The 25,143-nt window shown below is 45.7% G+C and carries 26 protein-coding genes; 19 read left to right on the forward strand and 7 right to left on the reverse strand.

Annotated features, from left to right (window positions below; translation table 11 throughout):
- Positions 1-58 precede the first annotated feature (58 nt).
- A complete protein-coding gene (locus EDD70_RS10635) occupies positions 59-1,195 on the forward strand; it encodes a glycerate kinase family protein (protein ID WP_092755018.1) in 1,137 nt (378 codons plus the stop codon).
- 90 nt (positions 1,196-1,285) lie between these two features.
- On the opposite strand, the gene EDD70_RS10640 is transcribed toward EDD70_RS10635, so the two are convergent.
- Entirely contained in the window at positions 1,286-1,477 is a 192-nt protein-coding gene (locus EDD70_RS10640; protein WP_092755021.1) for a helix-turn-helix transcriptional regulator, read from the reverse strand.
- Positions 1,467-1,865: a hypothetical protein gene (locus tag EDD70_RS10645; RefSeq protein WP_092755024.1), complete on the reverse strand. Its 399-nt coding sequence runs from the start codon at positions 1,863-1,865 to the stop codon at positions 1,467-1,469. The genes EDD70_RS10640 and EDD70_RS10645 overlap by 11 nt, the downstream gene beginning before the upstream one ends.
- 90 nt (positions 1,866-1,955) lie before the next feature.
- Between EDD70_RS10645 and EDD70_RS14955 the strand changes: the two genes are divergently transcribed.
- On the forward strand, positions 1,956-2,096 hold the full coding sequence (locus tag EDD70_RS14955; protein WP_162840898.1) for a hypothetical protein: 141 nt from the start codon (positions 1,956-1,958) through the stop codon (positions 2,094-2,096).
- 78 nt (positions 2,097-2,174) lie between these two features.
- On the opposite strand, the gene EDD70_RS10650 is transcribed toward EDD70_RS14955, so the two are convergent.
- From EDD70_RS10650 to EDD70_RS10665, 4 genes are all read right to left on the reverse strand, one after another.
- Positions 2,175-4,127, reverse strand: coding sequence for a TRAP transporter permease (locus tag EDD70_RS10650; RefSeq protein ID WP_092755027.1), 1,953 nt, complete (start codon positions 4,125-4,127; stop codon positions 2,175-2,177).
- Between the two features lie 5 nt (positions 4,128-4,132).
- Complete coding sequence (locus EDD70_RS10655) at positions 4,133-4,666, reverse strand: DUF1850 domain-containing protein (RefSeq protein WP_092755030.1); 534 nt, start codon at positions 4,664-4,666, stop codon at positions 4,133-4,135.
- A gap of 15 nt (positions 4,667-4,681) precedes the next feature.
- On the reverse strand, positions 4,682-5,635 hold the full coding sequence (locus EDD70_RS10660; RefSeq protein ID WP_092755033.1) for a TAXI family TRAP transporter solute-binding subunit: 954 nt from the start codon (positions 5,633-5,635) through the stop codon (positions 4,682-4,684).
- 235 nt (positions 5,636-5,870) lie between these two features.
- Positions 5,871-7,544 (reverse strand): alpha-glucosidase, encoded by a 1,674-nt coding sequence (locus tag EDD70_RS10665; protein ID WP_092755036.1) that lies wholly within the window; start codon positions 7,542-7,544, stop codon positions 5,871-5,873.
- A 547-nt stretch (positions 7,545-8,091) separates the two neighbouring features.
- Between EDD70_RS10665 and EDD70_RS10670 the strand changes: the two genes are divergently transcribed.
- The 11 genes from EDD70_RS10670 (at position 8,092) to spoIIID (ending at position 18,852) form a co-directional block, all read left to right on the forward strand.
- A complete protein-coding gene (locus EDD70_RS10670; RefSeq protein ID WP_092755040.1) occupies positions 8,092-9,372 on the forward strand; it encodes an L-cysteine desulfidase family protein in 1,281 nt (426 codons plus the stop codon).
- Positions 9,373-9,615: 243 nt separating this feature from the next.
- Positions 9,616-10,794, forward strand: a complete 1,179-nt coding sequence (locus EDD70_RS10675; protein ID WP_205408613.1) for an ABC transporter substrate-binding protein — start codon at positions 9,616-9,618, stop codon at positions 10,792-10,794.
- Positions 10,795-11,013: 219 nt separating this feature from the next.
- Positions 11,014-11,889: a branched-chain amino acid ABC transporter permease gene (locus EDD70_RS10680; protein WP_092755747.1), complete on the forward strand. Its 876-nt coding sequence runs from the start codon at positions 11,014-11,016 to the stop codon at positions 11,887-11,889.
- A gap of 3 nt (positions 11,890-11,892) precedes the next feature.
- On the forward strand, positions 11,893-12,942 hold the full coding sequence (locus tag EDD70_RS10685) for a branched-chain amino acid ABC transporter permease (RefSeq protein ID WP_092755046.1): 1,050 nt from the start codon (positions 11,893-11,895) through the stop codon (positions 12,940-12,942).
- A 65-nt stretch (positions 12,943-13,007) separates the two neighbouring features.
- Entirely contained in the window at positions 13,008-13,778 is a 771-nt protein-coding gene (locus EDD70_RS10690) for an ABC transporter ATP-binding protein (RefSeq protein WP_092755049.1), read from the forward strand.
- On the forward strand, positions 13,771-14,481 hold the full coding sequence (locus EDD70_RS10695) for an ABC transporter ATP-binding protein (RefSeq protein WP_092755052.1): 711 nt from the start codon (positions 13,771-13,773) through the stop codon (positions 14,479-14,481). The genes EDD70_RS10690 and EDD70_RS10695 overlap by 8 nt, the downstream gene beginning before the upstream one ends.
- Positions 14,482-14,534: 53 nt before the next feature.
- Complete coding sequence (dhaK, locus tag EDD70_RS10700; protein WP_092755055.1) at positions 14,535-15,524, forward strand: dihydroxyacetone kinase subunit DhaK; 990 nt, start codon at positions 14,535-14,537, stop codon at positions 15,522-15,524.
- A 13-nt stretch (positions 15,525-15,537) separates the two neighbouring features.
- The gene (gene dhaL, locus EDD70_RS10705) at positions 15,538-16,182 is read left to right on the forward strand and encodes a dihydroxyacetone kinase subunit DhaL (protein WP_092755058.1); all 645 of its coding nucleotides are present in this window, start codon (positions 15,538-15,540) and stop codon (positions 16,180-16,182) included.
- Between the two features lie 40 nt (positions 16,183-16,222).
- Entirely contained in the window at positions 16,223-17,923 is a 1,701-nt protein-coding gene (locus tag EDD70_RS10710; protein WP_092755061.1) for a sigma 54-interacting transcriptional regulator, read from the forward strand.
- A gap of 15 nt (positions 17,924-17,938) precedes the next feature.
- Entirely contained in the window at positions 17,939-18,421 is a 483-nt protein-coding gene (locus EDD70_RS10715; RefSeq protein ID WP_092755064.1) for an L-2-amino-thiazoline-4-carboxylic acid hydrolase, read from the forward strand.
- Between the two features lie 170 nt (positions 18,422-18,591).
- Positions 18,592-18,852: a sporulation transcriptional regulator SpoIIID gene (gene spoIIID / locus EDD70_RS10720; RefSeq protein ID WP_092755067.1), complete on the forward strand. Its 261-nt coding sequence runs from the start codon at positions 18,592-18,594 to the stop codon at positions 18,850-18,852.
- Between the two features lie 163 nt (positions 18,853-19,015).
- Here spoIIID and EDD70_RS10725 read toward each other — a convergent pair whose 3' ends face one another.
- Positions 19,016-19,780: a M23 family metallopeptidase gene (locus tag EDD70_RS10725; protein ID WP_092755070.1), complete on the reverse strand. Its 765-nt coding sequence runs from the start codon at positions 19,778-19,780 to the stop codon at positions 19,016-19,018.
- A 253-nt stretch (positions 19,781-20,033) separates the two neighbouring features.
- Here EDD70_RS10725 and EDD70_RS10730 point away from each other — a divergent pair, with 253 nt between their 5' ends.
- The 6 genes from EDD70_RS10730 (at position 20,034) to EDD70_RS10755 (ending at position 25,112) form a co-directional block, all read left to right on the forward strand.
- Positions 20,034-20,900 carry a phosphate ABC transporter substrate-binding protein gene (locus tag EDD70_RS10730; RefSeq protein WP_092755073.1) on the forward strand — a complete coding sequence of 289 codons (867 nt, stop codon included), beginning with the start codon at positions 20,034-20,036 and terminating at the stop codon, positions 20,898-20,900.
- A gap of 168 nt (positions 20,901-21,068) precedes the next feature.
- Positions 21,069-21,941, forward strand: a complete 873-nt coding sequence (gene pstC, locus EDD70_RS10735; protein ID WP_092755075.1) for a phosphate ABC transporter permease subunit PstC — start codon at positions 21,069-21,071, stop codon at positions 21,939-21,941.
- Positions 21,938-22,834 carry a phosphate ABC transporter permease PstA gene (gene pstA / locus EDD70_RS10740; RefSeq protein ID WP_423230127.1) on the forward strand — a complete coding sequence of 299 codons (897 nt, stop codon included), beginning with the start codon at positions 21,938-21,940 and terminating at the stop codon, positions 22,832-22,834. The genes pstC and pstA overlap by 4 nt, the downstream gene beginning before the upstream one ends.
- A 17-nt stretch (positions 22,835-22,851) precedes the next feature.
- Positions 22,852-23,607, forward strand: coding sequence for a phosphate ABC transporter ATP-binding protein PstB (gene pstB, locus EDD70_RS10745; protein ID WP_092755078.1), 756 nt, complete (start codon positions 22,852-22,854; stop codon positions 23,605-23,607).
- A 33-nt stretch (positions 23,608-23,640) separates the two neighbouring features.
- The gene (gene phoU / locus EDD70_RS10750) at positions 23,641-24,309 is read left to right on the forward strand and encodes a phosphate signaling complex protein PhoU (protein ID WP_092755081.1); all 669 of its coding nucleotides are present in this window, start codon (positions 23,641-23,643) and stop codon (positions 24,307-24,309) included.
- A 101-nt stretch (positions 24,310-24,410) separates the two neighbouring features.
- Positions 24,411-25,112 carry a response regulator transcription factor gene (locus EDD70_RS10755; RefSeq protein ID WP_092755084.1) on the forward strand — a complete coding sequence of 234 codons (702 nt, stop codon included), beginning with the start codon at positions 24,411-24,413 and terminating at the stop codon, positions 25,110-25,112.
- The last annotated feature ends 31 nt before the right edge of the window (positions 25,113-25,143 follow it).

The following is a 25,143-nucleotide window of genomic DNA, read 5'->3' on the forward strand; positions in this document are numbered from 1 at the left end:
AACACAGAAAAGCCGGACATTTTCTGTCCGGCTTTTCGGCTAAATAAAGGTGAAATTTATGAAAAAGATATTATTAATCCCCGATTCTTTTAAAGGTACCATGAGTTCAACCGAAATCTGTTCGATTATGGAGGAACGTATTCGTGCCTATTACCCCGATGCGGAAGTGATTTCCATCCCCGTTGCCGACGGTGGCGAGGGCAGCGTAGATTCGTTTCTTGCAGCTGTGGGCGGTAAGCGCGTAGCCGTAACGGTAAAAGGCCCTTATATGCAGGATATAGAGGCTTTTTACGGCGTAATAGACAACGGCAGCACAGCGGTGATAGAGATGGCGGCTTGTGCCGGTTTGCCCCTTGTGGGCGAAAACCGCCAGGCACACAAAACCACCACCTACGGCGTTGGGCAGTTGATGGCACATGCGGCAATCAGTGGCTGTAAAAGAATGATTGTTGGGCTTGGAGGCAGTGCGACCAATGATTTAGGGGCGGGTGCGGCAGCGGCGTTGGGTGTGTGCTTTGCCGATAAAGATGGCAATGAATTTGTACCGGTGGGTGAAAATCTCTCTCAAATCGCACATATTGATACAAGCAGATTACTGCCTGAGCTGAAGAATATCGAAATTATTACCATGTGTGATATCGATAACCCTTTGTACGGAAAAAACGGTGCGGCTTATGTGTTTGCACCGCAAAAAGGGGCAGACCCTGCGATGGTAGAGTACCTTGATGCTCAGCTCAAAGCGGGTGCAGAGGTGATTCGCAGCCAACTTGGTACGGATATTGCACAGCTTGCGGGGGCAGGTGCGGCAGGTGGTATGGGCGGAGGAATGGTTGCGTTTTTCGGCTCGCGTTTGCAGATGGGAATTGAAACGGTACTGGATACAGTGGGCTTTGACAGCCTGCTTCAGGGTGCAGACCTTGTGTTTACCGGTGAGGGTAAAATTGATGACCAAAGCCTGCGCGGCAAGGTGGTGATTGGTGTGGCGCGCCGTACCAAAAAAGTGGGGGTACCGCTGATTGCAGTGGTTGGCGATATTGGTGATCACATCGAAGCGGCATACAGCGAGGGGGTGTCGGCGGTGTTCAGCATCAACCGCGTTGCCGTTGATTTTTCAGAGGCAAAAAAGCGCAGCAAAAGCGATATGGCACTTACCATCGACAATTTGATGCGCTTTATAAAGAGTATGAACTTTTAAACTTACACCTAGTTAATATAGAGGGTGACTTAAAGGCATTATCGTTGACCCGATGATGCCTTTGCCTATGTTACACCAATGCCTGTGCATTCAATCTAAAAAAAACACCTCTTCAAGAGGCTTTTCTAAGAATTTCGAAAGTTTCATAGCCAGCTCAAGAGTAGGATTGTATTTATCATTTTCAATTGCAAGTATGGTTTGCCTTGTAACTCCCAACAAATCAGCTAAATCCTCTTGGCGTAAGCCTTTCGCCTTTCTTAATTGTTTAATTTCATTCCTCATGATGCTTTTCTTCTTTGGTTATTTTATGTGTAAAATACAATTTGCTGAACCAAAAAATTGCCCCTTGCAATGCCACTAATAAAATTACGGGGCTTTCATGGTTACCGCGTGCAAGTTCTACAACTTCCCATATTGAGAGAGTAAGCACTAAAAATACCCAAGAAATTTTCATTGATTTAAAATAAATTGCCATCTCCATTTCGTCTGCTTTTTTAAATAAGTTTTTCATATCAAACACTCCTTGTAAATGTAAAATTGTTTTTACATTTGTAGTATAGCACTTTTTCAAATATTGTAAAGACTTTTTAACATTTTCTTTATTGAAAATATATAAAGTTAGCCCCAGGCTAGTATCTTCTCTTAAATCTTTTAAACGATGATAGAACATAGAACCACCTCAAGCTACATGCTAATATATCTCTAAACGAGATATTGAATTATATCCCAAGATGAGATATTCGTATACCGAAGTGATAATATGGCAGACTACGAAAAAATGTACACGGTGCTGTTTAACAAAGTTACCGATGCAATTGAACAACTGCAAACAGCCCAACAGGTAACCGAAGAAATTTACATCTGTACCGCACAAAAACCCAACGAAAAAGAGGACGGATAACCCCGTCCTCTTTTTTAAATGCCAACGACAGAGCGCAAAAAAGCCACCCGCTTTTACGGATGGCTTTTGCAGCGTTGCTTATACTTGAACTGTTTTAAGTTTACGGTATGTAATATACTGGAATGCAGCTACACCGCCTACCAGACCGATACCGCACAAGTCGGTAATCAACCCCGGTATAATCAGCATCAAACCGCCTGCCAGCAAGAGGATGCGCTCCCACCAAGCAGTTTTTCCCATGAGGTAACCCGTCATACATGCGCTTACACCCAGCATACCAATCAGTGAGGTGCAAATAATCTGAATCACCTCGTACCAAACGGTGTCGATGAGGATAAGCTCAGGTGACAGCACAAAGATATACGGAATAATGAATGCTCCGATGGCAAGCTTTGTGGCATTGCAGCCTGTTTTAAATGCATTGCCCCCCGAAATAGCAGAGCCGGCATAGGCAGCCAAAGCGACCGGCGGGGTGATATCGGCAAGAATACCAAAGTAAAACGCAAACATATGCGCAGCCAGCGCAGGCACACCCAGTTTCATAATAATGGGTGCCGCAATGACAGAGGTAATCAAGTAGTTTGCGGTGGTAGGTACGCCCATGCCCAATACCAAAGAGGTTATCATGGTAAAGAACAGGGTTGGCAAGATTAAACCGCCTGTTAGCGAGAACAGCCCTTCACCCAGTTTGAGCCCCAAACCGGTGAGCGTAACCACACCTACGATGATGCCTGCAACCCCGCATGCACATGCAACACCGATAGTGTTTTTTGCACCCGATACCAATGCCGAAGCTACCTCTTTAAAAGGTACCCAGGTGGATTTTCTTAAATACGGCACTACAATCGAGGCGGCAATACCGCCGAGTGCAGAAAAAGTAGGAGTTTTGCCCATAATCAGCAGGGCGACGATTGCTACCAGCGGGAGCAATAAATGCCCTTTATCGCGCAGCAAAGGCCAAATTTTTGGCAGTTTTTCGCGCGGAACACCTTTGAGCCCCAACTTTTTAGCCTCAAGATGAACCATAATCCAAATACCTGAAAAATAGAGTATAGCGGGAATGATAGCTGCTTTTGCTACATCGAAATAATTTACGCCCACAGCCTCGGCAATAAGGAACGCCGCCGCACCCATAATAGGGGGCATAATTTGCCCGCCGGTGGATGCCGCCGCCTCAACTGCGCCTGCAAACTCGGGCGAATAACCAAGCGATTTCATCAGCGGGATGGTGAATGAACCGGTTGTTACCGTGTTGGAAACCGACGAACCCGAGACAGTACCCTGCAGGGCACTGGTAAGTACGGCAACCTTAGCGGGGCCGCCCGCCGAAAAGCCTGCAATTCCGTTGGATAGATCGATGAAAAACTGCCCGATACCGGTTTTTTCAAGGAACGAGCCGAACAGAATAAACAGAAAAATAAAGGTTGCACATAACCCGAGAGGCATACCCATAATCCCTTCGGTGGTATAAAACAGATGGGAAATAATACGCGATATGCCGTAGCCGCGATGATTCATAAATCCGGGCATATAAGGCCCGAAATAAGCGTAGAGAATAAACAGTGATGCAATCACCACAATGGGGATGCCGACAATGCGGCGGCAAGCCTCAAGCACTAATACAATGCCGATTGCGCCGATAATCAGGTCGAGCGTGGTATACGCACCCGAACGTGCCACCAAGTCTTTGTAGTTGATGATATAGTATCCCGCAATACCTACAAATGCCAATCCTAAAACAAAATCAAGCGGATGCATTTTGTTGCGGTCGCCTTTTGAAGTTGCGGGGTAAAGCCAAAACCCTAAAAGCATGACAAAGCCCAAATGAACCATTCTTTGCAGCTGTGCGGGCAGTGTACCTAAAATTGAGGTTCCCAGCTGGAAGAGCGAAAATGCTATCAGCAGTACCGTTATTATCAAGTGCCACGAACCGCTTAATCTACGGTAAGCAGATTCTTTATCAATATCAGCCAAGAGAGCGTCGGGGTTAACCGAAGGAACAGTGTTGGTATCTTTTTTGGTATCGGACAAATCGATCACCCTTTTCGTTGGTTTATTAATTGTTGGCAAAGGCCCAGCAGCCGCTGAACAGCGCTGGCTTTGCGAACGGTTATTGCAACTGGTTTGCGCGGAGCGAGTTTGTACAAAACAAGGCTTTTATCCTCATAATAAAACATGTGCTGCGATACAATCCCCGCTGTATAGTCAATTTGGTGCCTATAATGATCGGCAAAATCCAAAATGACAAATTGCTCGTCTGAAGAATAGGTCACTTCGGGTGGTACAGTGTCTATCATGCCTGCACCGTAGCTTTCAAAATAGCCTTTATCCAATGTGATGGTAAGGCGTTCTGCGTCGATCTTGTACACTTCGCGTATCAACCCTTTGTTGACCGAATGGCGAAACTGTACTTCAAAATTGTCTGCCTGCACAGGGTACTCCCCCAAAACCTTGCCTTGCGAAACCACCAGCAAGCTGGGCGGAAAGAGCGGTAAAAACAGTAAAATGATGATAATTAAAACGGAAAAAGCGGGCAGGAGAAGTCCCGCCCACTTAACGTATTGTTTCATGGGTGCGCCTTTCGTTTAGGCAATACCTTTTTCTTTAAAATATTTCAGTGCTCCGGGATGAATGGTGGTAGAAATACCGCCCAATGCGGTTTCCAAAGCAACTTCTTTACCTTTTGCATGTGCTTCGCCCAGTTCGCCCAGGTTTTCGAACAATGCTTTCGTCATGTTATAAACAACATCTTCGCTAAGTTTTTCACTTGCAATGAGGGTAGCTTTAATAGCAAGTGTTTTTGCAGGTGCATCGGTGTTGTAAACATCTTTGCCAATTTCAAATGCGGTGTAGAACGGGTATTTTTCAATCATAGCAGCAAGCTTATCATCTTCAAAGCCCAGCAGTTTGATAGGCTGAGAAACCATCAGCTCTACAATAGCGGTGTTTGGCACGCCTGCCGATACAAAAAATGCATCGATTTGACCATCTTGAAAAGTGCTAGCGGATTCTTTAAATGAAAGGTGCTGTGCTTTGATGTCTTCAAAGGTCATTCCGTACATTTCCAAAGTCTGTTTTGCGTTTGCTTCAACGCCCGAACCAACATCGCCAACAGAAACTTTTTTGCCTTTCAGGTCTGCAATCGAGTTGATTCCGCTGTCTTTGCCTACAACGATTTGAACTACTTCGGGGTAAAGGGTTGCAATTGCGGTAAGCCCGCCGATTTTTTCTTTAAAAAGTTCAGTGCCGTTCACAGCGTAGTCCAGCACGTCATTTTGTACAATTGCCAGGTCCGCATCGCCCGATGAAATGAGGCGGAGGTTTTCGGTAGATGCACCGGACGAAGTGATGGTGATATCAACATCTTCTACATGCCCGTTGATAACCTGCCCGATTGCACCCCCAAACGGGAAATATGTACCGGATGTACCGCCTGTTGCCATAATGAATTTGTTGCCGTTGCTTTGCGGTGCACCGCAGCCCGCAAACATTGCAAGCACCAGTGCCGATACAAGCAGCATACTCAATACCTTTTTCATAAAAGTCCTCCTTTTAAAAATAGTAGTTTGTCCGGCACAAAACTACCGGGTTTGTGCCGGATGCCAATGAATTTTTCTTCTTCGTACTATTCATTATAACTGATTAAAGACAGGCAGGCAAGGCTTACAACGTAAAGATGTTAAGAAAATATAAATATTTTTGAATGATGTGACAAATATTCTTGCATAATTTGTGCAAAAATGCCCTTTGCTGTCGAATAATATAAGTGGGGGGTTACTTATGCAGATAAACTCTTGCCTCGTACGGCCGTAATGTAATTTTTTCGGTGCACGGCTCGCAGGGATAGTTGGCAATTAGCAGTTGTTTTTCATCGTCGGCAAAGCGTTGCGGCAGATGATATTCCACGTTTTGCTCTGCAAAGCTGCAAATGGTTAAAAGTTGCTGCTCGCCGCGTGTGCGGGTAAATACAAACAACTCTTCGCTTTCGGGCAAAAGCAGGTCAAAAGAGGCATAAACAATGATGGGATATTGATGCCGCAGTTGGATGAGCTTTTGATAATAAGAGAAAACAGAGCCTTCTACCTCCACTTGCGCCGCTGCATTGATGCGCTTATAATTCTCGTTTACCGCAATCCACGGCTCTGCGGTTGAAAACCCTGCAAACGCGCTGCTATCCCACTGCATGGGGGTGCGTGCATTATCGCGGCTGATGCGGTTGATGTAACAAAGCATCTCTTGGGGCGAAACACCCTGTTGCGTCGTCATTTCATGGTACGCATTGATGGCTTCGATATCACGGCAATCATCAATGGAATGGAACACCGTATTGGTCATTCCCAGTTCTTCCCCTTGATAGATGTAAGGGGTACCCTGCTGCATGTGCAGGCAGGTTGCAAGCATTTTTGCCGATTGCGCCCAATATTTTTTGTCATTGCCAAAGCGAGATACCACGCGCGGCTGGTCGTGGTTATTCCAATAAAGGCTGTTCCATCCGCGGCCCTCCAGCCCCTTCTGCCATTTTGTAAATACTTGTTTGAGGTCGGTCAGGCGAAAGCGTCGGTCAGTCCATTTGCTGCCGCCTGCTGCTTCCAGCCCCATATGCTCAAACTGGAACACCATATTCAGTTCATGCTCATTTTCACCGGTGTAGCGCTGCGCATCTTCTGTAGTTGCGGCAGGTGTTTCGCCTACGGTCATAACATCGTATTTCGAAAGAACGCGTTGGTTCATTTCCTTTAAAAATTCATGCACGCGCGGGCCGTTGATTATATAAGGAGACGGGTTGCCGTAAAGTCCGCCGTATGTCTCGCCGTCCTGAAAAGATTGCTCTTTAGAAATCATATTGATTACGTCCATACGGAACCCATCAATGCCCTTGTCGAGCCACCAAACCATCATGTTATAAATCTCATTGCGTACTTTTGGGTTTTCCCAGTTTAAGTCGGGTTGTTTTTGCGAGAACATATGCAGGTAATATTGCCTTGTTGCATCATCATACTTCCAGGCACTGCCGCTGAACACCGACCCCCAGTTGTTTGGCGGTTTACCGTCTGTTTTACCGTCGCCCCAAATGTAATAATCGCGATAAGGGTTGTTTTTGCTTTTGCGGCTTTCGGCAAACCAAACGTGCTCGTCCGATGTATGATTCACCACAAGGTCTAACACCAGTTTAATTCCGCGATGGTGCGCCTGCTGCAACAGTTCATCAAAATCCGCCATTGTGCCGAATTCTTGCATGATTGCTTGATAGTTGCGGATGTCATAGCCGTTGTCATCATTGGGGGAATCGTAGATAGGAGAAAGCCAGAGTACATCAATTCCCAGCGCTTTAAGATAATCGAGTTTTGAGATGATTCCCTGTAGATCGCCGATACCGTCGCCGTTGCTGTCCTTAAAGCTGCGGGGATAAATTTGATAGACTACACTTTCTTTCCACCAATTTGCCATTTTTATACCGCCTTTCTGTTTTTAGATGTATGATTTCACTTCATTGCAAAAATCCAAAATATTACATTATTATAATAACATGTAATCAAGCAGATAGAAAGCTCTAAATTTACTTGCAGGTATTATGTTTGGGTGCAAAATCTTAAAATGAGACAAATTGTTCTCAAATCAAATATTAAGACATCAAGTAATATTGAGGGGAAATAATGAGAAAAATTGAAAAAAACAGCGATGATATTTTGCGATTTGCCTAGAAACAAGTAGGATATTTATTCAAAATAACGGTAAATATTACAAGTTATCCAAAGCAGAGCTTTAAATTTCAACAAAAATTTTTGTGTCAAAATGATACAAACTGTGAAATTCACTACCGTTATCGACACAGTTCGTAAGTATAATGCACAATAGGACACAACTACAATTGATTTACTATGAGAAAATATCAAATATGCATAAAAACATGTTGAAATACAGATTTTTTGTGAATATACTGAGACTAGAGAAGAAAACATAAGGTATCAAAATGAGACACTGGAGGTCAGCGTTCATGTCGATCAGTAAAGAAAAGTATCAGAAATACGTCAACATTTTAAAAGAAGAACTCATTCCCGCTTTAGGGTGCACTGAGCCGATTGCAATTGCATATGCAGCAGCAAAAGCTCGTGAAGTACTCGGCACAATGCCAGAAAAAATTGTTGCAGAGTGCAGCGGCAACATTATTAAAAATGTAAAAGGCGTAATCGTTCCTACTACGAAAGACCTGCGCGGCATTGAAGCGGCAGCAATCATCGGTGCAGTAGGCGGCGATTCAAGCAAAGAGCTCGAGGTGCTTACCGGTGTTACACAACAACATCTCGATTTGGCAAAAACGATGATTCAAAAACACGTTTGCGAAGAGAAAATTCTCAATACTCCTGCAAAACTTCATATCATTGTTCGTATGTACAAGGGCGACCAAAGCTCAATGGTAGAAATTATTCACACCCATACAGGCATTGTACGTATTGAGAAGAATGACGAAGTATTGCTGGATGTTCCCCACAGTCAAGAAGAAAATAACGATGGGCAAACCGACCGCAGCTGCCTCAATGTAGAAGATATTATTGAATTTGCAAACACTGTCGTTATCGATGACATCAAAGAGGTACTTGCAAAACAGGTGGAGTACAACACCGCGATCTCCAAAGAGGGGCTAAACAAAATTTACGGCGCCAACATCGGCATAACCTTGCTGAGCACTTACGGCGATGATGTTAAGGTTCGTGCCAAAGCGGCAGCAGCTGCCGGCTCAGACGCCAGAATGGGCGGCTGTGAAATGCCGGTTGTTATCAACTCGGGCAGCGGCAATCAGGGTATGACGGTATCGCTGCCGGTTATCGAGTATGCAAAAGAGCTTTCGGTAACCACAGAAAGGCTTTACCGTGCATTGTGTGTAAGTAACCTGATAGCGATACATCAAAAAACAAAAATTGGCAGACTGTCTGCTTACTGCGGTGCGGTGAGTGCGGCAACAGGTGCAGGTGCAGGAATCACCTATTTGTATGGCGGCGGCATAAAAGAAATTTCGCAAACCATCACCAGTACGCTGGCAAATGTCTCCGGTATTGTGTGTGACGGAGCAAAGCCTTCTTGTGCCGCAAAAATCGCATCCAGCCTGGACGCAGCGCTGCTTGCCTGCTATATGACAATGCAGAGCAGAGGCTTTAAATCGGGCGAAGGTATTGTAAAAGACGGTGTCGAAGGCACCATCGACAGTGTTTCAAGATTGGCAAAAGACGGCATGCAGGTGACAGATGAGGAAATACTAAAAATCATGATTGACGATTAAGTTTTAATTGACATCAATGTTACCCGGGAATATAATTCATAACATACTAAACATATAGGAATTTAAAAACGATTCCCGGCACTCACGCATTCTAACTTTATCTGTTCACGGGATAACGCAAAATCTGTTTATGCGCAGCCCGTTGAAAAGAGCCTTAAGAAACAAAGGAATATCAAAAAACGAAAGGAGAAGATTGCTCAATCATCGGTACGGAAAACCGTACGTAGAGCAATCAAGAGCATTATGAAGAGAGCATTAAGCATTATCCTGGCAATTGCTATGATGGTATCCATGCTGGCAGGCTGCGGCGCTGCTAATAATTCTTCTAAAGCAGAATCCGGATCAGAGGCTGATGGCGGCTCGGCACCAGCAACAAGCGGTGTTGTTAAAATTGCTGTAGCAGGCCCTATGACAGGCGACAACGCAGAGTACGGCAAAGGGTTCCTCAATGCTGCTGAAATGAAAGCAGAAGAGTGGAACAAAGAAGGCGGCGTTCTTGGCAAAAAAGTTGAGATTGTTGCATTCGATGATAAAAACTCTGGCGAGGAAGCTGCTTCCATCGCTCAGAAAATTGTCAGCGACAAAGAAATTGTAGGCGTTATCGGTCACTTTGCATCCGGCGTTTGCATGGTTGCTGCTCCCACTTACGAAGAGAATAAAGTTATTGAAATCTCTCCGTCTGCTTCTCACCCCGATTATTCCGGCATCGGCGACTACATCTACCGTAACAATACCGTTATCAGTGTAGAGGCAGCTGCAGGCTTGGATATTGCTGTAAACGATTTGGGTAAAAAGAACATCGGTATCATCTCCATTAAAACCGACTGGGGTACCTCTACATCGGCTGTTGTAAAAGGCTTAATCGAAGAGAAAGCTGCAGACGGCGTTAAATTGGTTGCTCACGAAGAAGTTATGGAAGGTTCTGACGACTACAGCCCGGCTATCACTAAACTGAAAGCTGCCGGTGCAGACGTTGTTATCTGCGTTGGTATGTACAGCTTGGTTGCACCTGTTGCAAAACAGTACAAACAGGTTGACCCTGCAATCGAAATTGTTGGTTTCTCCAACTCCTACAGCCAGCAACTCCTTGAGCTGGGCGGCGAAGCAGTTGAGGGCGTACGTTTCCCGGTAATCTTCTTCTCCGGCTCCAGCGACCCCAAAATCAAAACATATGTTGATACTTTTACAGAGAAATACGGCACTGCACCCAGCGCTTTGACCTCTCAGGCTTACGATTCTGTCGGCATGCTGCTTGAAGCTATCAAAACTGCCGGCACAACCGAAACCGACAAAGTAAGAGAAGCATTGCAGAATATCGATTACCCCGGCGTAACCGGTCAGACCAAATTTGACGAGATTGGTGACGTTCAGAAAGCATTTGTTAAAGTTACTGTAAAAGACGGACAGTTTGTTCAGCTGTAAGTAGCAGAACAAACATAGTTCAGTAGACGGTCAACAGAAATCTTAAGGCTTTTATCGGAAACTTCGGAGGGGTTGCCCCTCCGAAGCCACCCGATCATCGTGCAGGCTGTTATAAACTGAATCGTTGAAACAGAAAATGCGCAGTTACATAGATGCGCAGTTGAAAGTAAAGGGAAGGAGTAATGTTGTCGGGATCTTTCCCCGCCAACCGTGGCAGAAATGATTATACAACAATTATTTAACGGTTTGGCACTGGGTATGGCGTACGCGCTTATTGCGGTTGGCTATTCTCTGGTGTTTGGTATCCTCAGACTGATTAATTTCTCGCATGGTTCCATCTACGCCTTTGGTGCACATATGGCTCTTTTGTTTGTTGGGATGAACTTTGGTATTCTTCCGGCAATCGCGCTGAGTATTTTGTTTACCGGCTTGCTTGGTGTAGTTATTGACAAAACCGCATTGGAGCCCCTCAGAAAGAAAAATTCTATTCCTATTGCATCGCTGATTACCACCATTGGTGTATCAAATATTATTCAAAACCTGCTGATGATCTTCTTCGGCAGTGAAAAGAAAGCATTCCCCGCATTTTTTGACTTCGGTATGATTAGTTTGGGCAGTGTACAAATTAATTCAACACAGATTATTATGTGCCTGGTTTCGCTCATCCTGTTGGTGTTCCTTACGGTTATCATCAACAAAACCAAAATCGGTCTTGCAATGCGTGCAACCGAGCAGAATGCAAAAGCTGCCAGCCTGATGGGCATTAATGTAAACTTTGTTATTTCGTTTACATTCTTCCTCGGCGGTGCTTCTGCAGCAATTGCAGGCGCACTCATCAGCGGCTACTACCAGATTATCTACCCTACAATGGGCTTTATGGTAGGATTAAAAGCGTTTGCTGCGGCAGTACTCGGCGGCATCGGTGTTTTGTACGGATCGGTCGTCGGCGGACTGGTAGTTGGTGTTTCCGAAAGCTTTGCGGCTACATTCCTCGGCTCCACCTACCGCGATTCTTTGGCATTTATCATCCTCATCATTGTACTGATCGTGAAGCCTACCGGGCTGTTCGGTAAGAAAGGTATTACGAAGGTGTAGAATATGAGCAAAATAAATACAACTAATACAACAACCAATAAAAAAAGCGCTATTTTTGAGATGGAAAAGTTTATTGAGAAATATAAGCTCCCCATCGGTATTGTTTCGGCAGTTGTGCTGATTGCCCTGCCTTTGCTGGGCCTGAGCCAGTACATTATGCGTATTCTTATTATGATTGGCATTTACTCTATGCTGGGTATGGGGCTGAACATACTTACCGGTTATACCGGCCAGGTGTCACTCGGCCACGCCGGGTTCTATGCAATCGGTGCTTATTGCTCTGCATTGCTGTCGCTTAAATTCGGTTTTAACTTTATCATTGCGGCGTTGCTGGGTGCTTCGCTTGCCGCAATTTGCGGTTTGCTGCTTGGCTTGCCTACCCTGCGCCTCAAAGGCACGTATCTTTCTATTGTAACGCTTGGCTTCGGCGAAATTGTTAAAATGGTATTGATGAACTGGGATAAGGTTACAAACGGTACGCTGGGCCTTAAAAATATCCCCCGCCCCTCGCTGTTCGGCTTTGAACTTACCCTTTCCAACAATGGTATCTACTACATGATGCTTGCACTTGTGGCACTGGTTACCGTGAGTTGTATTGTTATCATCCGTTCTAAAATCGGCAGAGCGTTTCTCTCGATTAAAGAGGACGAGCTTGCCGCAACGATGATGGGCATTAAAACTACCCGTTACAAAGTTCTGGCATTTGTTATTTCTGCATTCATCACCGGTATTGCAGGTGCGTTTTACGCTTCGATGATCAGCTTTATCGACCCGAACTCGTTTACCTTTGATACCTCTACCCTAATTATAAGCATTGTAATTCTCGGCGGTATGGGTACCATCCGCGGTATGTTCTTGGGCTCTGCAATTCTTATTTCGTTCCCAGAAGTATCACGTTTCTTAATGGATTACCGTTTCGTGGTATACGGTCTCATCTTGATTTTGATGATGAGATTCCGTCCGCAGGGTGTGCTCGGCTGGAAATCGCAGATGCCTTATAAATTCCCCAAGCTTGCCCGCAAGGCAATGGACAAAACAGAAGCAAAAGCATAAATCAACGGAAAATGATAGAAAGGAGAAGCTGTCAGTCATTTGCATCTGACAGCGACCAAAACGAAATGGCATATTTACAGGTGAATGGTATAACCAAACAGTTTGGTGGACTCCTCGCCGTTGATTCCGTCAGCTTCGAGGTAAACAAGGGCGAGATCATCAGTGTCATCGGCCCGAACGGCGCAGGCAAAACCACAGTTTTTAATATGCTCACCGGCGTATATCAAATCGATAAAGGTGAGATAATCTTTGACGGCAAACCAATCCACAACAAAACCCCGCAGGAAATTGTAGAGGCAGGCATCTCCAGAACATTCCAGAACATCCGCCTGTTCCCCAACCTGCGTGTGATCGAGAACGTTCTCGTAGGTACACATATCCGCACCAAATACAACTTCTTCGACGCATTCTTCCGCACAAAACGCTTTCAAGAAGAAGAGGCAGAAAAAACACTGCGCGCTGTAGAAATTCTGCGCTCCATCGGGTTAGAGAGCAAGATGCACGACTATGCGCAGAACCTGCCCTACGGCGAGCAGAGAAAGCTTGAGATTGCCCGTGCAATTGCTACCGATGCAAAAATTATTTTGCTGGACGAGCCTGCTGCAGGTATGAACCCGCAGGAATCGGAAGAGCTGCTTCGCTTCATCCGCGAACTGCGCGACAAAGGCTATACCATCATTCTCATCGAGCACGATATGAGTGTGGTTATGAATATTTCTGACCGTATTTATGTTATCGACCATGGCAAAAAGATTGCGCAAGGTCTGCCCGCTGAGATTGCCAACAACCAGAATGTTATCCAGGCTTACCTTGGAGGTGTGAAAAAAGATGCTTAGTATTAAAGATTTAAATACCTACTACGGCAATATTCACGCACTGAAGGGCATCAACATGGAGATTGAGCAGGGCGAAATCGTATCGCTCATCGGCAGCAACGGTGCAGGCAAAACTACAACTCTGGGCTCTATTGCAGGCCTCATTCCCGCACGTTCGGGTTCGGTTATCTTCAAAGGGCAGGATATTACCAACGTGCCTGCACACAACCTTGTAAAACTGGGCATCAGCTTGTCTCCCGAGGGACGCGAGGTGTTCCCTGCACTGTCGGTGCAAGAAAACCTGCGCTTGGGTGCTTATATTAAAACAGATAAGGCGAAAATCAAAGAATCATTCGAGCGTGTTTACGATTTGTTCCCCCGTTTGAGAGAAAGAATCAACCAGTCGGCAGGTACCCTGTCGGGCGGTGAACAGCAAATGCTGGCAATCGGACGTGCGCTGATGTGTGAGCCCGAACTGCTGCTGCTGGACGAGCCTTCACTGGGCCTTGCACCCAATCTGGTGCTGATGATATTCGAGCTAATCGAATCCATCAATAAAAAACATGGCACCACCATTCTTCTGATTGAGCAGAATGCAAACATGGCGCTTTCTATTTCGCACAGAGCTTATGTACTTGAAACCGGACGCATTTCGATGTTCGGTAAAGCATGCGACTTAGCGAACGACCCGAGAGTAAAAAAAGCTTACCTTGGCCAGATGTAGTAACTCGCTTTATTTTTACGTTTGACATACGAAATACAGATGGAGGTCAAATTATGAAAAAGATTATCAACCACCCCAACCATGTGGTTTCTGAACTGCTTGTTGGTATGGCAAAAGCTCATCCTGAGCTGAAATACACCGAAAAACTGGAGGTTATCTCCAGAAAAGACAAAACCAAAAAGAAAGTCGGCGTAGTTTCCGGCGGCGGCTCGGGCCACGAGCCTGCACATGCAGGTTATGTCGGTACCGGTATGCTGGATGCGGCAGTTGCGGGCAACGTGTTCTCTTCCCCCAGCCCCGACCGTATTATTAAAGGCATTGAAGAAGCAAATAGCGGCGAAGGCGTTTTGCTGGTCATTAAAAACTACTCGGGCGATATCATGAACTTTGGCATGGCAAAAGATATGGCTGAAATGGACGATATCCGTGTGGAAAGCGTTGTAGTAAAAGACGACGTTGCAGTACCTGACAGCACCTACTCCACCGGCCGCCGCGGCATTGCAGGTACCGTGTTTGTTCATAAAATTGCAGGCGCAAAAGCAGAAACCGGTGCAAACCTTGATGAAGTAAAAGCAGCAGCCGAAAAAGCCATTGCAAACATCCGCAGCATGGGTATGGCGATGACCTCTTGCACCCTGCCTGCAGTAGGCAAACCGGGCTTTGTCCTCGGCGATGACGAGGTAGAAATCGGCATGGGTATCCATGGCGAACCCGGCGTTGAAAGAACTACCGTTAAAACAGCAGCCGAGGTTGCACAGATTTTGCTCGACAAAATTCTTGCCGATTACGACTACAGCAACTCTGAAGTTGCACTGCTGGTCAACGGTTTGGGTGCAACCCCTCTGATGGAGCTTTACATCCTCAACAACGAAGTAGAGAAAATTCTCACAGAAAAAGGCATCAAAATTCACAGAACATTTGTGGGCAACTACATGACAGCACTTGAGATGTCCGGCTGCTCGCTGACATTGATGAAGCTGGATGATGAGCTGAAAGAATTGCTGGATGCACCCTGCAACACCCCTGCACTGAAAATTTTCTAGGAGGATTTCGAATATGGGATTTCAATTAACCAGTAAAGACTATACCGAATATATCAAATTGGCATATGCTAAAATTCACGAAAACGGCGAATATGTAACCGCGCTCGACTCTGCAACCGGTGACGGAGACCACTGGTCCAACATCAACATGGGCTTCGAAAGCTTGGTAGAGGCAATCCCCGACCTGGAGACTTTGAATTTGTTCGACTGCTTCAAAAAAATCGGTATGATTATGATGTCGGTTATCGGCGGCAGCGGCGGCGTTTTGTACGGCAGTGCTTATATGGAAGCTGCTAAAACCCTCAAAGGCAAAGAAGTGATTGAAAACCAGGATATGTGCAATGTTTTGGAAGCGATGCTCAACGGCGTTATGAACAGAGGTAACGCAAAACCCGGCTTTAAAACTATGATTGACACCCTGCACCCCGCTGTGGAATGTTATAAAGATTGCATTGCAAAAGGCCTTTCTGAAAAAGAGACCGTTGCTTTGGTAAAAAAAGCTGCTCTTGACGGCGCACAAAGCACCGCCGATATGGAAGCAGTACGCGGCAGAGCTTGCTACCAGGCAAACAAAGGCGTGGGGCACCTTGACCCCGGAGCAGTTACCATGTCCTATCAGGTAGAAATTCTGATGGATTATATTGCATCCAAGCTGTAATTGTTTTTGAAAGAGCAGTCAGAACAGGAGGCTACCCCGAATGTTATTAGCTGAAATGAAGGACGTTGTTACAAAATTTGCGGACGTGATCTCTAAAGTATTGGATGTAGACGTATTGATTGTAGACAGCAACTTAAAAACTGTCGGCAATACTTACCGCTATTTTGATAAATTTACCCTGATTCGTCGTATCTCTGTTATCGGGCAAGTGATTACTACAGGCGAAGTGGTTGCGGTAGATGACCGCGCAAACCATAATGCCTGCAAAGACTGCCCCGATTACAACGAGTGCGAAATGAGCGGATTTATCGGTGTCCCCATTTTTTATAATAATACGGTGGTTGGTGCAATTGCTTTGGTTCTGCCCAAATCGAAAATACCGCAGATTTTTAAGGATGTTCGTAATTCCGTTGAGTTTTTGGAGCGCATGGCGGATTTGCTTTCGAGCAAGCTGCAAAACAGCGACGATTACAACAACCTAAACGTAATCAAGCGCGAACGCGAAGTGATTATGGATTCGATTGACGACGCAATGGTGTCGATGGATGACATCGGTTACATCACTTACTACAACAAACGCTTTGAACAGTACTTCGGTATCAAAGAAAGCTGCGTAGGCAAATTCATCAAGGATGTAATTCCGCACCGTTATATTAGCGAATTTATGTCGAATTACAACGAATTTTCGGGGCGCCTGATGTATTTTGAACAGAACGAAAATACCTTTTACGGGTATGTTTCTTGCCGGAATATCAACATCAACGAAAGCCGAACCGGTATGCTGTTTACCTTCAAATCCATAGGGCATGTCAATGCAGAACTGGCGGATATTGGGTACAACAATACACAAACCACTTTTGCATGGGTAGAAAATGGGCTGATGGCACCGCATATTGTAGAAAAAGCAAAACGTCTTTCCATCACAAACAAGGCAGTGCTCATCTACGGCGAACAGGGTACCGGCAAAAAAATCCTTGCAGAAGCCATCCACAGCTTCTCTAACCGCTCAAGCAACAGCTTCATCAGTGTTTGCTGTGACGGCAGCTACCGCGATCTGCTGGAAACAGCGATGTTTGGTACCGACCAATTTAACCGTGAATTTTCGGGGCTGGGCAAACTTCAGCTTGCGCACAAAGGCACCATCTATATCAGCGAGATTGATCGTTTGCCTTATTTTCTGCAAAAAAAGCTTGCCGACTTTTTGAAAACGAAAATGATTCGTCAAGCAGGGCTGCGTGATGTACAGATTGATGTACGGTTTATCGCCTCGTCCAGCAAAGATTTGGAGCAGTTGGTTCGCGAAGGGCACTTTGATGATGAGCTTTACTACCGCATTTCAGAAAATATCATTAAAATACCGCCCTTGCGTGAAGACAAAGAATATATTGCAGAATTGATTTCTGGCGCAATACGCTTTTATAAAGATAAATATAACAAACCCGACTTAAAGTTTGATGCCGCTGCCATGCAGATATTGCAAGATTACCATTGGCCCGGCAACCGCAGGGAGCTGGAGGAAACTCTGGATTATCTTGTGCGAACGGCACAGCGAACAGTTACATGCCATGATTTAGCCCAGATTAATTTGACAGCTCAAGGCAGCATACCTACAATCCAGGACATGGAGAGAGAGCAGATCGCTTCCTTGCTGCTGTCAAATAAAAATAAAGATGAGGTTGCACGCATGCTGGGTATCAGCCGTGCCACCCTCTACCGCAAAATAAAAACATATAATTTGTAAAAGGAGTACATGATTATGATTAAAAACGTTGCATCTGACAGAGGTCAGCATATTCAGGATTTGAGAGACGCGATTGAGCACAGAGCTACATGGTTCTACTTTTTGGTAGAAGAAGCTATGAAACGCGGTTTGGACTACGACTTTGCAAGAGACGCAATCAAAGGCTGCGGATGCTTCCACGGCAACAACAAATACACAAAAACCGATGATTTGAAAGTATTTGGCCCTGAGTTCATCAGCGAAAATGTAAAAAACATTTTTGAGATGGATGTTGATTGCACCGATGAGCAGCTTAAAATTGATTTCCACTACTGCCCACTGGTATCTGCTTGGAAAAAACTCACCGATGACGAAGAGAAAATTGCTATGATGTGCGACATTGCTATGGACGGCGACCGCGGTATTGCAAGCACATTTGATGCATTTGAGTTCCATCTGGGCAAAACCATCGCAAAAGGCGATGATATCTGCGAAGTTCGTTTTAACAAAGTAAAATAAACAGACACCGAACAGGTTGAAAATACCCCCAAAGCCGATGTTTTTCATTGGCCGAGGGGGTATTTTGCTTAAATTATACAAAACTTCGTCCAAAAGCTCTGCAAGAAACATAGTGACAGTTCCCCCCGCATATAAATGAGATAAACATGTAACGCGGGGAGGAACACGCTTTGAAAGGATTGCCGGAGGAACGAGCAATTGCGCTCGGTACCTATATCATCGAGCATGGCGCAACAGTGCGCAGCACCGCAAAGGAATTTCGAATCAGTAAAAGTACGGTGCACAAGGACGTGTCTGAAAGACTTCAAAAATTAAACCCGGAATTGTATAGCAAAGTAAAGCATGTGCTGGAAATTAATAAGCAGGAACGGCATATTCGTGGCGGCATGGCCACAAAAAATAAATATGCAAAACAAAAAAAGAACGGTTAAAGCGCAGCTTTAACCGTTCTTTGGCGAATAGTCATGTCAGGCATTTGAAGATAACGCATCGAACAAGAGTGCCGACGGGACTATGCGCCAACTTTTTAACAGGCAAAAAGCCTGGTTGCCCCTGAGCCGCCCGACAATATTACATAGTCGGCTGAGGGCACTGTTATTTTAGTTTACCCATGGTTTTCAGCGGGTCAACAAATTTGCCGTCTTGCTTCATAGCAAAATGCAGGTGGCTTTCCAATTTTGCTTCCGCAAGGTTGGTGTCGCCCACCTTGCCAATTGGCTGAGCAATGGTTATGGCATCGCCCTCTTTTACAGCTACGTCTTTGGCAAGGCCGCTGTAAATGCTGACAAGCTTATTCTCGTGGCTTACCTCTACGGTTTTGCCCCAAATGCCATTGTCGTAAACACGGCTTACTTTACCGTCTGCAACACAAAGCACATCGGTGCCCTTGGCAGCTTTCATGTCGATGCCGTCATGGGTACACCATTTGTCCAGCGTTGTGTTTTTAACCAATTCACCATTGCTGTATTGGTTAAACACTTCTGCCGATTTTATGGGCAGCGCGAATGCTGAAGTCTGCTGTTCGAGCGAAAGCATTTGCTGTTCGTATACCTCGCCAGCAGCGGGCTGCGCCTCGGATGATGAGGAAGCAGTTTGTTCCGATGAGGAGGAGCCGGATGATACTTCTACGTTTGGCTTCGGTGTTCCCGCCTCCTCCAGCTCGGGGAAACCCCAACTGGATTCCTCGCTTACGATACTGCTTTGGGATGATGAAGATGACGGGGTACCTGTTATTGAGCCGAGAGTCTTATCCACAACAACCCAAGCAGCGGTTCCTGCACCTACCAGGCAAAGTGCCAGTGCCGCATAGAAACCTTTACCATTCAAAAAATTTGCTAGTCTGCCTTTGTTCGATTTCATATTCTGAAAAACACCTCCGAAAGAAGTTAAAGTTTGTATTGCTTGAACTTATTTTGAGCAAATAAATTGGTATTTATACAGCCGATCGTGGGAACAATTTTATTACAAAGTTTGATTCGCCTGTTTTACACATTCTTTACACAAGCTTTACCGTGTTATGATATTGCAAATTTTTTTAAAAAGGTACAATAAGCTTGCGAAATAAAGAAATAACAAGAATATGATTTGGGATCATTTAAAAGGAGAACGCGAAATGAAGAAAATATTAGCAATTTTACTAAGCCTTACCATGGCAGTTTCTGTTTCAGCCTGTGGTACATCCAACACTTCAGCATCCGATAAGCCTTCCGATACCGTATCCTCAGGCGGTACAACTCCTGCTACCGAGCTTTCGGGTAAAGTTTCTACCAACGGCTCCACTTCTATGGAAAAGGTAGTGGGTGCACTGGCAGAGGCATTTATGCAGCAAAACGGCGGCGTTGATGTTACTTACGACCCCACAGGTTCGGGCGCAGGTATTACCGCAGCAGCAGAAGGCACAACAGACATCGGGCTTTCGAGCCGTGCGCTAAAAGATACCGAGACGGGCCTTACCGGCACGGTTGTGGCTCTTGATGGAATTGCAATTATTGTAAACAAAGCAAACCCTGTAAAAGACCTTTCGGTGGAGCAAATTGCAAAACTTGCTACCGGTGAGATTACCAACTGGAAAGATGTGGGAGGAAGCGATGGCCCTGTTGTTATGATTGGCCGCGAGGCAGGTTCGGGCACAAGAGATGGCTTTGAGAGCATTACCGATATTAAAGATAAAGCAAAATACGCACAAGAACTTACCGCAACAGGCGCGATTATTGCTGCGGTAGAAGCAAATGCAAATGCAATCGGTTATGCATCGCTCTCTGCGGTAAAAGAAACGGTAAAAGCAATTACGGTAGAAGGCGTAGAGGCAACCGAAGCAACGGTGCAAGACGGCACCTACAAAGTGCAAAGACCGTTCTTAATGATTACAAAACAAGGCGAAACTCTCCGCCCCGAAGTGCAGGCATTCATCGACTTTGCTCTGAGCAAAGACAATGCCGAAATCATTGTAAATGCAGGCGCGGTACCGGCTGTAAAATAACACGCAACTAAAATTTCATACTCCTCTTTTAAGATATTCGTTCAACAACATCTCCTCAAAACACCTCCATCTGCAAACGGCATTTGGGGGTGTTTGCATCAAAAGCTATTTAGGTAAAGTTTTTATAAATCAAGGCGCGCACAGCGCACCTGCATAGGAGAACTTTCAATGAAGCTGAAAAAAATAACAGAAAAAATTATGAATACCGTCTTTTTTTTCTGCGGTATGGTTGCCATTGCATCGGTCATGCTGATAAGTGTTTATATGGTTTTATCAGGGCTGCCTGCCATCAAAGAGATTGGGCTGACCAATTTTTTATTCGGTAAGGTATGGCAAAGCACTGCAACCGAGCCCAAATTTGGTATCCTGCCGTTTATACTTACATCAGCATACGGTACTGCGGGTGCTATCCTGATTGGGGTGCCTGTGGGGTTACTTACTGCGGTGTTTCTCTCAAAAGTTGCGCCGCCCAAACTGGCAAATACTGTGCGCCCGGCGGTGGAGCTGCTGGCGGGGATCCCGTCTGTAGTATACGGTTTGGTGGGTATGATTATTTTGGTGCCTGCCATTGCAAAAGCATTCAAACTGGCAAACGGTTCTTCGCTGTTTGCTGCTATTTTGGTACTGGCAATTATGATTCTGCCCTCCATCATCAGTGTGTCTGAAACTGCGCTTAATGCAGTGCCGCCCGAGTACGAAGAGGCATCTCTTGCACTGGGTGCAACCAAAATAGAAACCATCTTTAAAGTAAGCATACCTGCGGCGCGCAGCGGTATAGCAGCCGGCATTGTTCTGGGTATTGGGCGTGCCGTAGGCGAGGCAATGGCAGTGATTATGGTTGCCGGTAATGTGGCAAATATGCCAAAACTGTTTGGGTCGGTCACATTTCTTACCACCGCGGTATCCAAAGAGATGGCATATGCATCGGGCTTGCAAAAACAGGCATTGTTCAGCATTGCGCTCATCCTATTTATTTTTATTATGATTATTAACGTGACGCTCAACTTAATTTTAAAAAAGGGTGGCGGAGGTGAAAAATGATGGTGAATCATAACCACGGCAAAAGCCAAACTGCAAACGCTTTTCGTCTTTCAAAAAAACGCAAAAGCTACGACACCGTCATCAAAGGCTTATTGTACCTTGCGGCGTTCATCACATTTGCGTTACTGGTGGGGCTGATTGGCTACATCTTTTACCGCGGGTTGGGCAACATCACTTGGCCGCTGCTTTCTACCTCGCCCAGTGCTTTAAAGGGTACTATTGGTATATTGCCTAACATTTTAAACACATTGTATATTATTTTAATCAGCCTTGTCATCGTTTTGCCGCTTGGCATTGGTGCGGCAATTTACCTTACCGAATACGCAACCAACAAAAAATTGGTTTGGCTGATTGAGTTTACAACCGAAACACTCACCGGTATCCCGTCTATTATCTTTGGTTTGGTGGGGATGCTGTTTTTCGTGCAGTTTTGTAATTTGCAAACCTCGCTGATTGCAGGTGCACTTACACTGGTGATTATGATTTTGCCCACCATTGTACGCACCACGCAAGAGAGCCTTAAAACGGTGCCTGTCTCTTACCGCGAAGGTGCGTTGGGGCTTGGTGCCACCAAATGGTATATGATACGAACCATTATTTTGCCAAGCACCATCGACGGGATTGTAACCGGGTGCATTCTTGCCATCGGGCGCATTGTGGGCGAATCGGCTGCGCTGCTGTTTACGGCAGGCATCGGCTCGGTGGTTGCCAAAAACATTTTTGCCGCAATGACGCGCTCCGGTGGTACCCTTTCTGTGGCGCTGTATGTGTATGTGTTTGAGCGGGGCGAATTTAATGTTGGCTTTGCCATTGCTGCAATCTTGATGATTTTGGTGCTCATCATCAACTTTGGCGCAAAAGCAGTAAACAAGAAGTTGAAAAATAAGTTCTAAATTAGGGGATAGATAACATGGAAAACATGATCACCACCAAAGACCTTGACCTGTTTTACGGCGCTTTTCAGGCGCTTAAAAAAATCAACCTCGAAATACCCGAGCACGAAATCACCGCTCTCATTGGGCCCTCCGGCTGCGGAAAATCAACCTTTTTAAAAACGCTCAACCGGATGAACGACTTGGTTGCAGGCGTTAAAATTACCGGAGAGGTGCTTTACCGCGGGCAAGATATTTTTGCCCCCGAGGTAGATGTGACATGGCTGCGCAAACGCATCGGGATGGTGTTCCAAAAGCCCAATCCGTTTCCGATGACCATCTACGACAATATTGCGTACGGCCCCCGCTTGCACGGTACGCATTCCAAAGCCGAACTCAACGACCTTGTAGAAAAAAGCCTGCGCGGTGCGGCTTTGTGGGATGAGGTAAAAGATCGGCTGAAAAAATCGGCACTTGGCCTTTCGGGCGGGCAGCAGCAGAGAATGTGCATTGCACGTGCGCTGAGTGTACAGCCCGATGTTATATTAATGGATGAACCCACCTCTGCACTCGACCCCATTTCTACTATGAAAATTGAAGATTTGATGAGTGACCTCAAAGAGCAATACACCGTTGTAATTGTTACCCACAACATGCAGCAAGCGGCGCGTATATCCGATAAAACCGCGTTTTTTCTGTTAGGCGAAATGATTGAATTCAGCGATACTGAGCGCATGTTCTCAATGCCGAGAGACAAACGCACCGAAGATTACATCACCGGACGATTTGGATAAATAGGACTGTATTTTAGTAAGGAGAGAATAAGAATGACTGCACGTTCAACCTTTGAAACAGAGCTGGAACAGCTCAACCTCGACCTCATCAAAATGGGCGGCATGATTGAAGAAGCCATTGCAAAATCCATCGGCGCGCTTGAAACGTCCGATACAAACATTGCCAATGAGATTATCTCTGCCGACCGCACGGTAGATGATATGGAAAAACAAATCGAAGCGCGCTGCCTGCGCCTGCTGATGCGCCAACAGCCCGTTGCGCGCGACCTTCGCGCCATTTCTACCGCACTAAAAATGATTACCGATATGGAGCGCATAGGCGACCATGCGGCTGATATTGCCGAACTCACCATTCGGCTGGACAGCAATAAGCCGCTTTCGATGGCACAGCATATCCCCGAAATGGCAGACATCGCCACGCAAATGGTGCGCGCCTGCGTAAAATCGTTTATCGACAACAATTTGGAACAGGCGAAAGAAACCATTGCGCGTGATGACGAAGTGGATGACCTGTTTAATGTGGTGCGCGATGAGCTGATCAAAACACTTTCAGGCGAGAGTGATGCCGAAAAGGCAAATCAAGCAATCGACCTGATGATGATTGCTAAATATCTGGAGCGCATCGGTGACCATGCCGTAAATATTTGCGAATGGGTTGTTTTTTACGATACAGGCCTGCACAAACAAACTCAAATTATGTAATATATGGTATAATAACCTTGATGCAATTGCGCAATAATACCGCTGCCGCGTTGCGGCTGTGGCTCTATAGATACAAACATACAACAGGAGGAGGTGCCTCTATGAATCATCTTATTTTTGTTACAGAGGATGAGGACAATATCAGAGAACTGCTGCGTTGCACGATTGAAAGCTTTGGCTATGCGGTAGAGTGCTTTGAAACTGCCGAGGATTTGCTGGAACGGCTGAAAACAACCGTCCCCTCTCTCATCCTGCTGGATATTATGCTGCCGGGAATGGATGGACTGGAAGCACTGAAAAAAATCAAAAAGAACCCCGCATCTGCTGCCGTACAGGTGCTTTTGCTTACGGCAAAGTCGAGCGAGGTGGATAAAGTGCGCGGGTTGGATTTGGGTGCAGAAGACTATATTACCAAACCATTCGGCGTATTGGAGCTCAATGCACGCATCCGCACTGCGCTGCGGCGGTTGGAAAGCCCAACCTCGGCAGCGGTTGAACAAGAGGTGCTGCGCGGTAAAGATATTACGCTGGATGTACAAAACCGCGAGATAACATTGGACGGGGCACCGGTAGAGCTGACCTTAAAAGAGTTTGACCTGCTTAAAATATTAATGACAAACAACAACCGTGTGGTAGAACGTGAAGAACTGCTCAACAGTATTTGGGGCTACGATTATGTAGGTGAAACCCGTACACTGGATATGCACATCAAAACCCTACGTGCCAAACTTGCCGACAATGCCGAAAGCCCGCGTTTTATTAAAACGGTGCGCGGTATCGGCTACAAATTTATTGGGAATTGATACCTCAAAATCAGTGCTGAATAACAGAGGT

It is taken from the genome of Hydrogenoanaerobacterium saccharovorans (assembly GCF_003814745.1).
GTDB lineage: Bacteria > Bacillota > Clostridia > Oscillospirales > Ruminococcaceae > Hydrogenoanaerobacterium > Hydrogenoanaerobacterium saccharovorans.

Coding starts and splice junctions, on each gene's coding strand:
- EDD70_RS10635 (WP_092755018.1), top strand. CDS start 59: ATGAAAAAGATATTATTAATCCCCGATTCTTTTAAAGGTACCATGAGT.
- EDD70_RS10640 (WP_092755021.1), bottom strand. CDS start 1,477: ATGAGGAATGAAATTAAACAATTAAGAAAGGCGAAAGGCTTACGCCAA.
- EDD70_RS10645 (WP_092755024.1), bottom strand. CDS start 1,865: ATGTTCTATCATCGTTTAAAAGATTTAAGAGAAGATACTAGCCTGGGG.
- EDD70_RS14955 (WP_162840898.1), top strand. CDS start 1,956: ATGGCAGACTACGAAAAAATGTACACGGTGCTGTTTAACAAAGTTACC.
- EDD70_RS10655 (WP_092755030.1), bottom strand. CDS start 4,666: ATGAAACAATACGTTAAGTGGGCGGGACTTCTCCTGCCCGCTTTTTCC.
- EDD70_RS10660 (WP_092755033.1), bottom strand. CDS start 5,635: ATGAAAAAGGTATTGAGTATGCTGCTTGTATCGGCACTGGTGCTTGCA.
- EDD70_RS10665 (WP_092755036.1), bottom strand. CDS start 7,544: ATGGCAAATTGGTGGAAAGAAAGTGTAGTCTATCAAATTTATCCCCGC.
- EDD70_RS10670 (WP_092755040.1), top strand. CDS start 8,092: ATGTCGATCAGTAAAGAAAAGTATCAGAAATACGTCAACATTTTAAAA.
- EDD70_RS10675 (WP_205408613.1), top strand. CDS start 9,616: ATGAAGAGAGCATTAAGCATTATCCTGGCAATTGCTATGATGGTATCC.
- EDD70_RS10680 (WP_092755747.1), top strand. CDS start 11,014: ATGATTATACAACAATTATTTAACGGTTTGGCACTGGGTATGGCGTAC.
- EDD70_RS10685 (WP_092755046.1), top strand. CDS start 11,893: ATGAGCAAAATAAATACAACTAATACAACAACCAATAAAAAAAGCGCT.
- EDD70_RS10690 (WP_092755049.1), top strand. CDS start 13,008: ATGGCATATTTACAGGTGAATGGTATAACCAAACAGTTTGGTGGACTC.
- EDD70_RS10695 (WP_092755052.1), top strand. CDS start 13,771: ATGCTTAGTATTAAAGATTTAAATACCTACTACGGCAATATTCACGCA.
- dhaK (WP_092755055.1), top strand. CDS start 14,535: ATGAAAAAGATTATCAACCACCCCAACCATGTGGTTTCTGAACTGCTT.
- dhaL (WP_092755058.1), top strand. CDS start 15,538: ATGGGATTTCAATTAACCAGTAAAGACTATACCGAATATATCAAATTG.
- EDD70_RS10710 (WP_092755061.1), top strand. CDS start 16,223: ATGTTATTAGCTGAAATGAAGGACGTTGTTACAAAATTTGCGGACGTG.
- EDD70_RS10715 (WP_092755064.1), top strand. CDS start 17,939: ATGATTAAAAACGTTGCATCTGACAGAGGTCAGCATATTCAGGATTTG.
- EDD70_RS10725 (WP_092755070.1), bottom strand. CDS start 19,780: ATGAAATCGAACAAAGGCAGACTAGCAAATTTTTTGAATGGTAAAGGT.
- EDD70_RS10730 (WP_092755073.1), top strand. CDS start 20,034: ATGAAGAAAATATTAGCAATTTTACTAAGCCTTACCATGGCAGTTTCT.
- pstC (WP_092755075.1), top strand. CDS start 21,069: ATGAAGCTGAAAAAAATAACAGAAAAAATTATGAATACCGTCTTTTTT.
- pstA (WP_423230127.1), top strand. CDS start 21,938: ATGATGGTGAATCATAACCACGGCAAAAGCCAAACTGCAAACGCTTTT.
- pstB (WP_092755078.1), top strand. CDS start 22,852: ATGGAAAACATGATCACCACCAAAGACCTTGACCTGTTTTACGGCGCT.
- phoU (WP_092755081.1), top strand. CDS start 23,641: ATGACTGCACGTTCAACCTTTGAAACAGAGCTGGAACAGCTCAACCTC.
- EDD70_RS10755 (WP_092755084.1), top strand. CDS start 24,411: ATGAATCATCTTATTTTTGTTACAGAGGATGAGGACAATATCAGAGAA.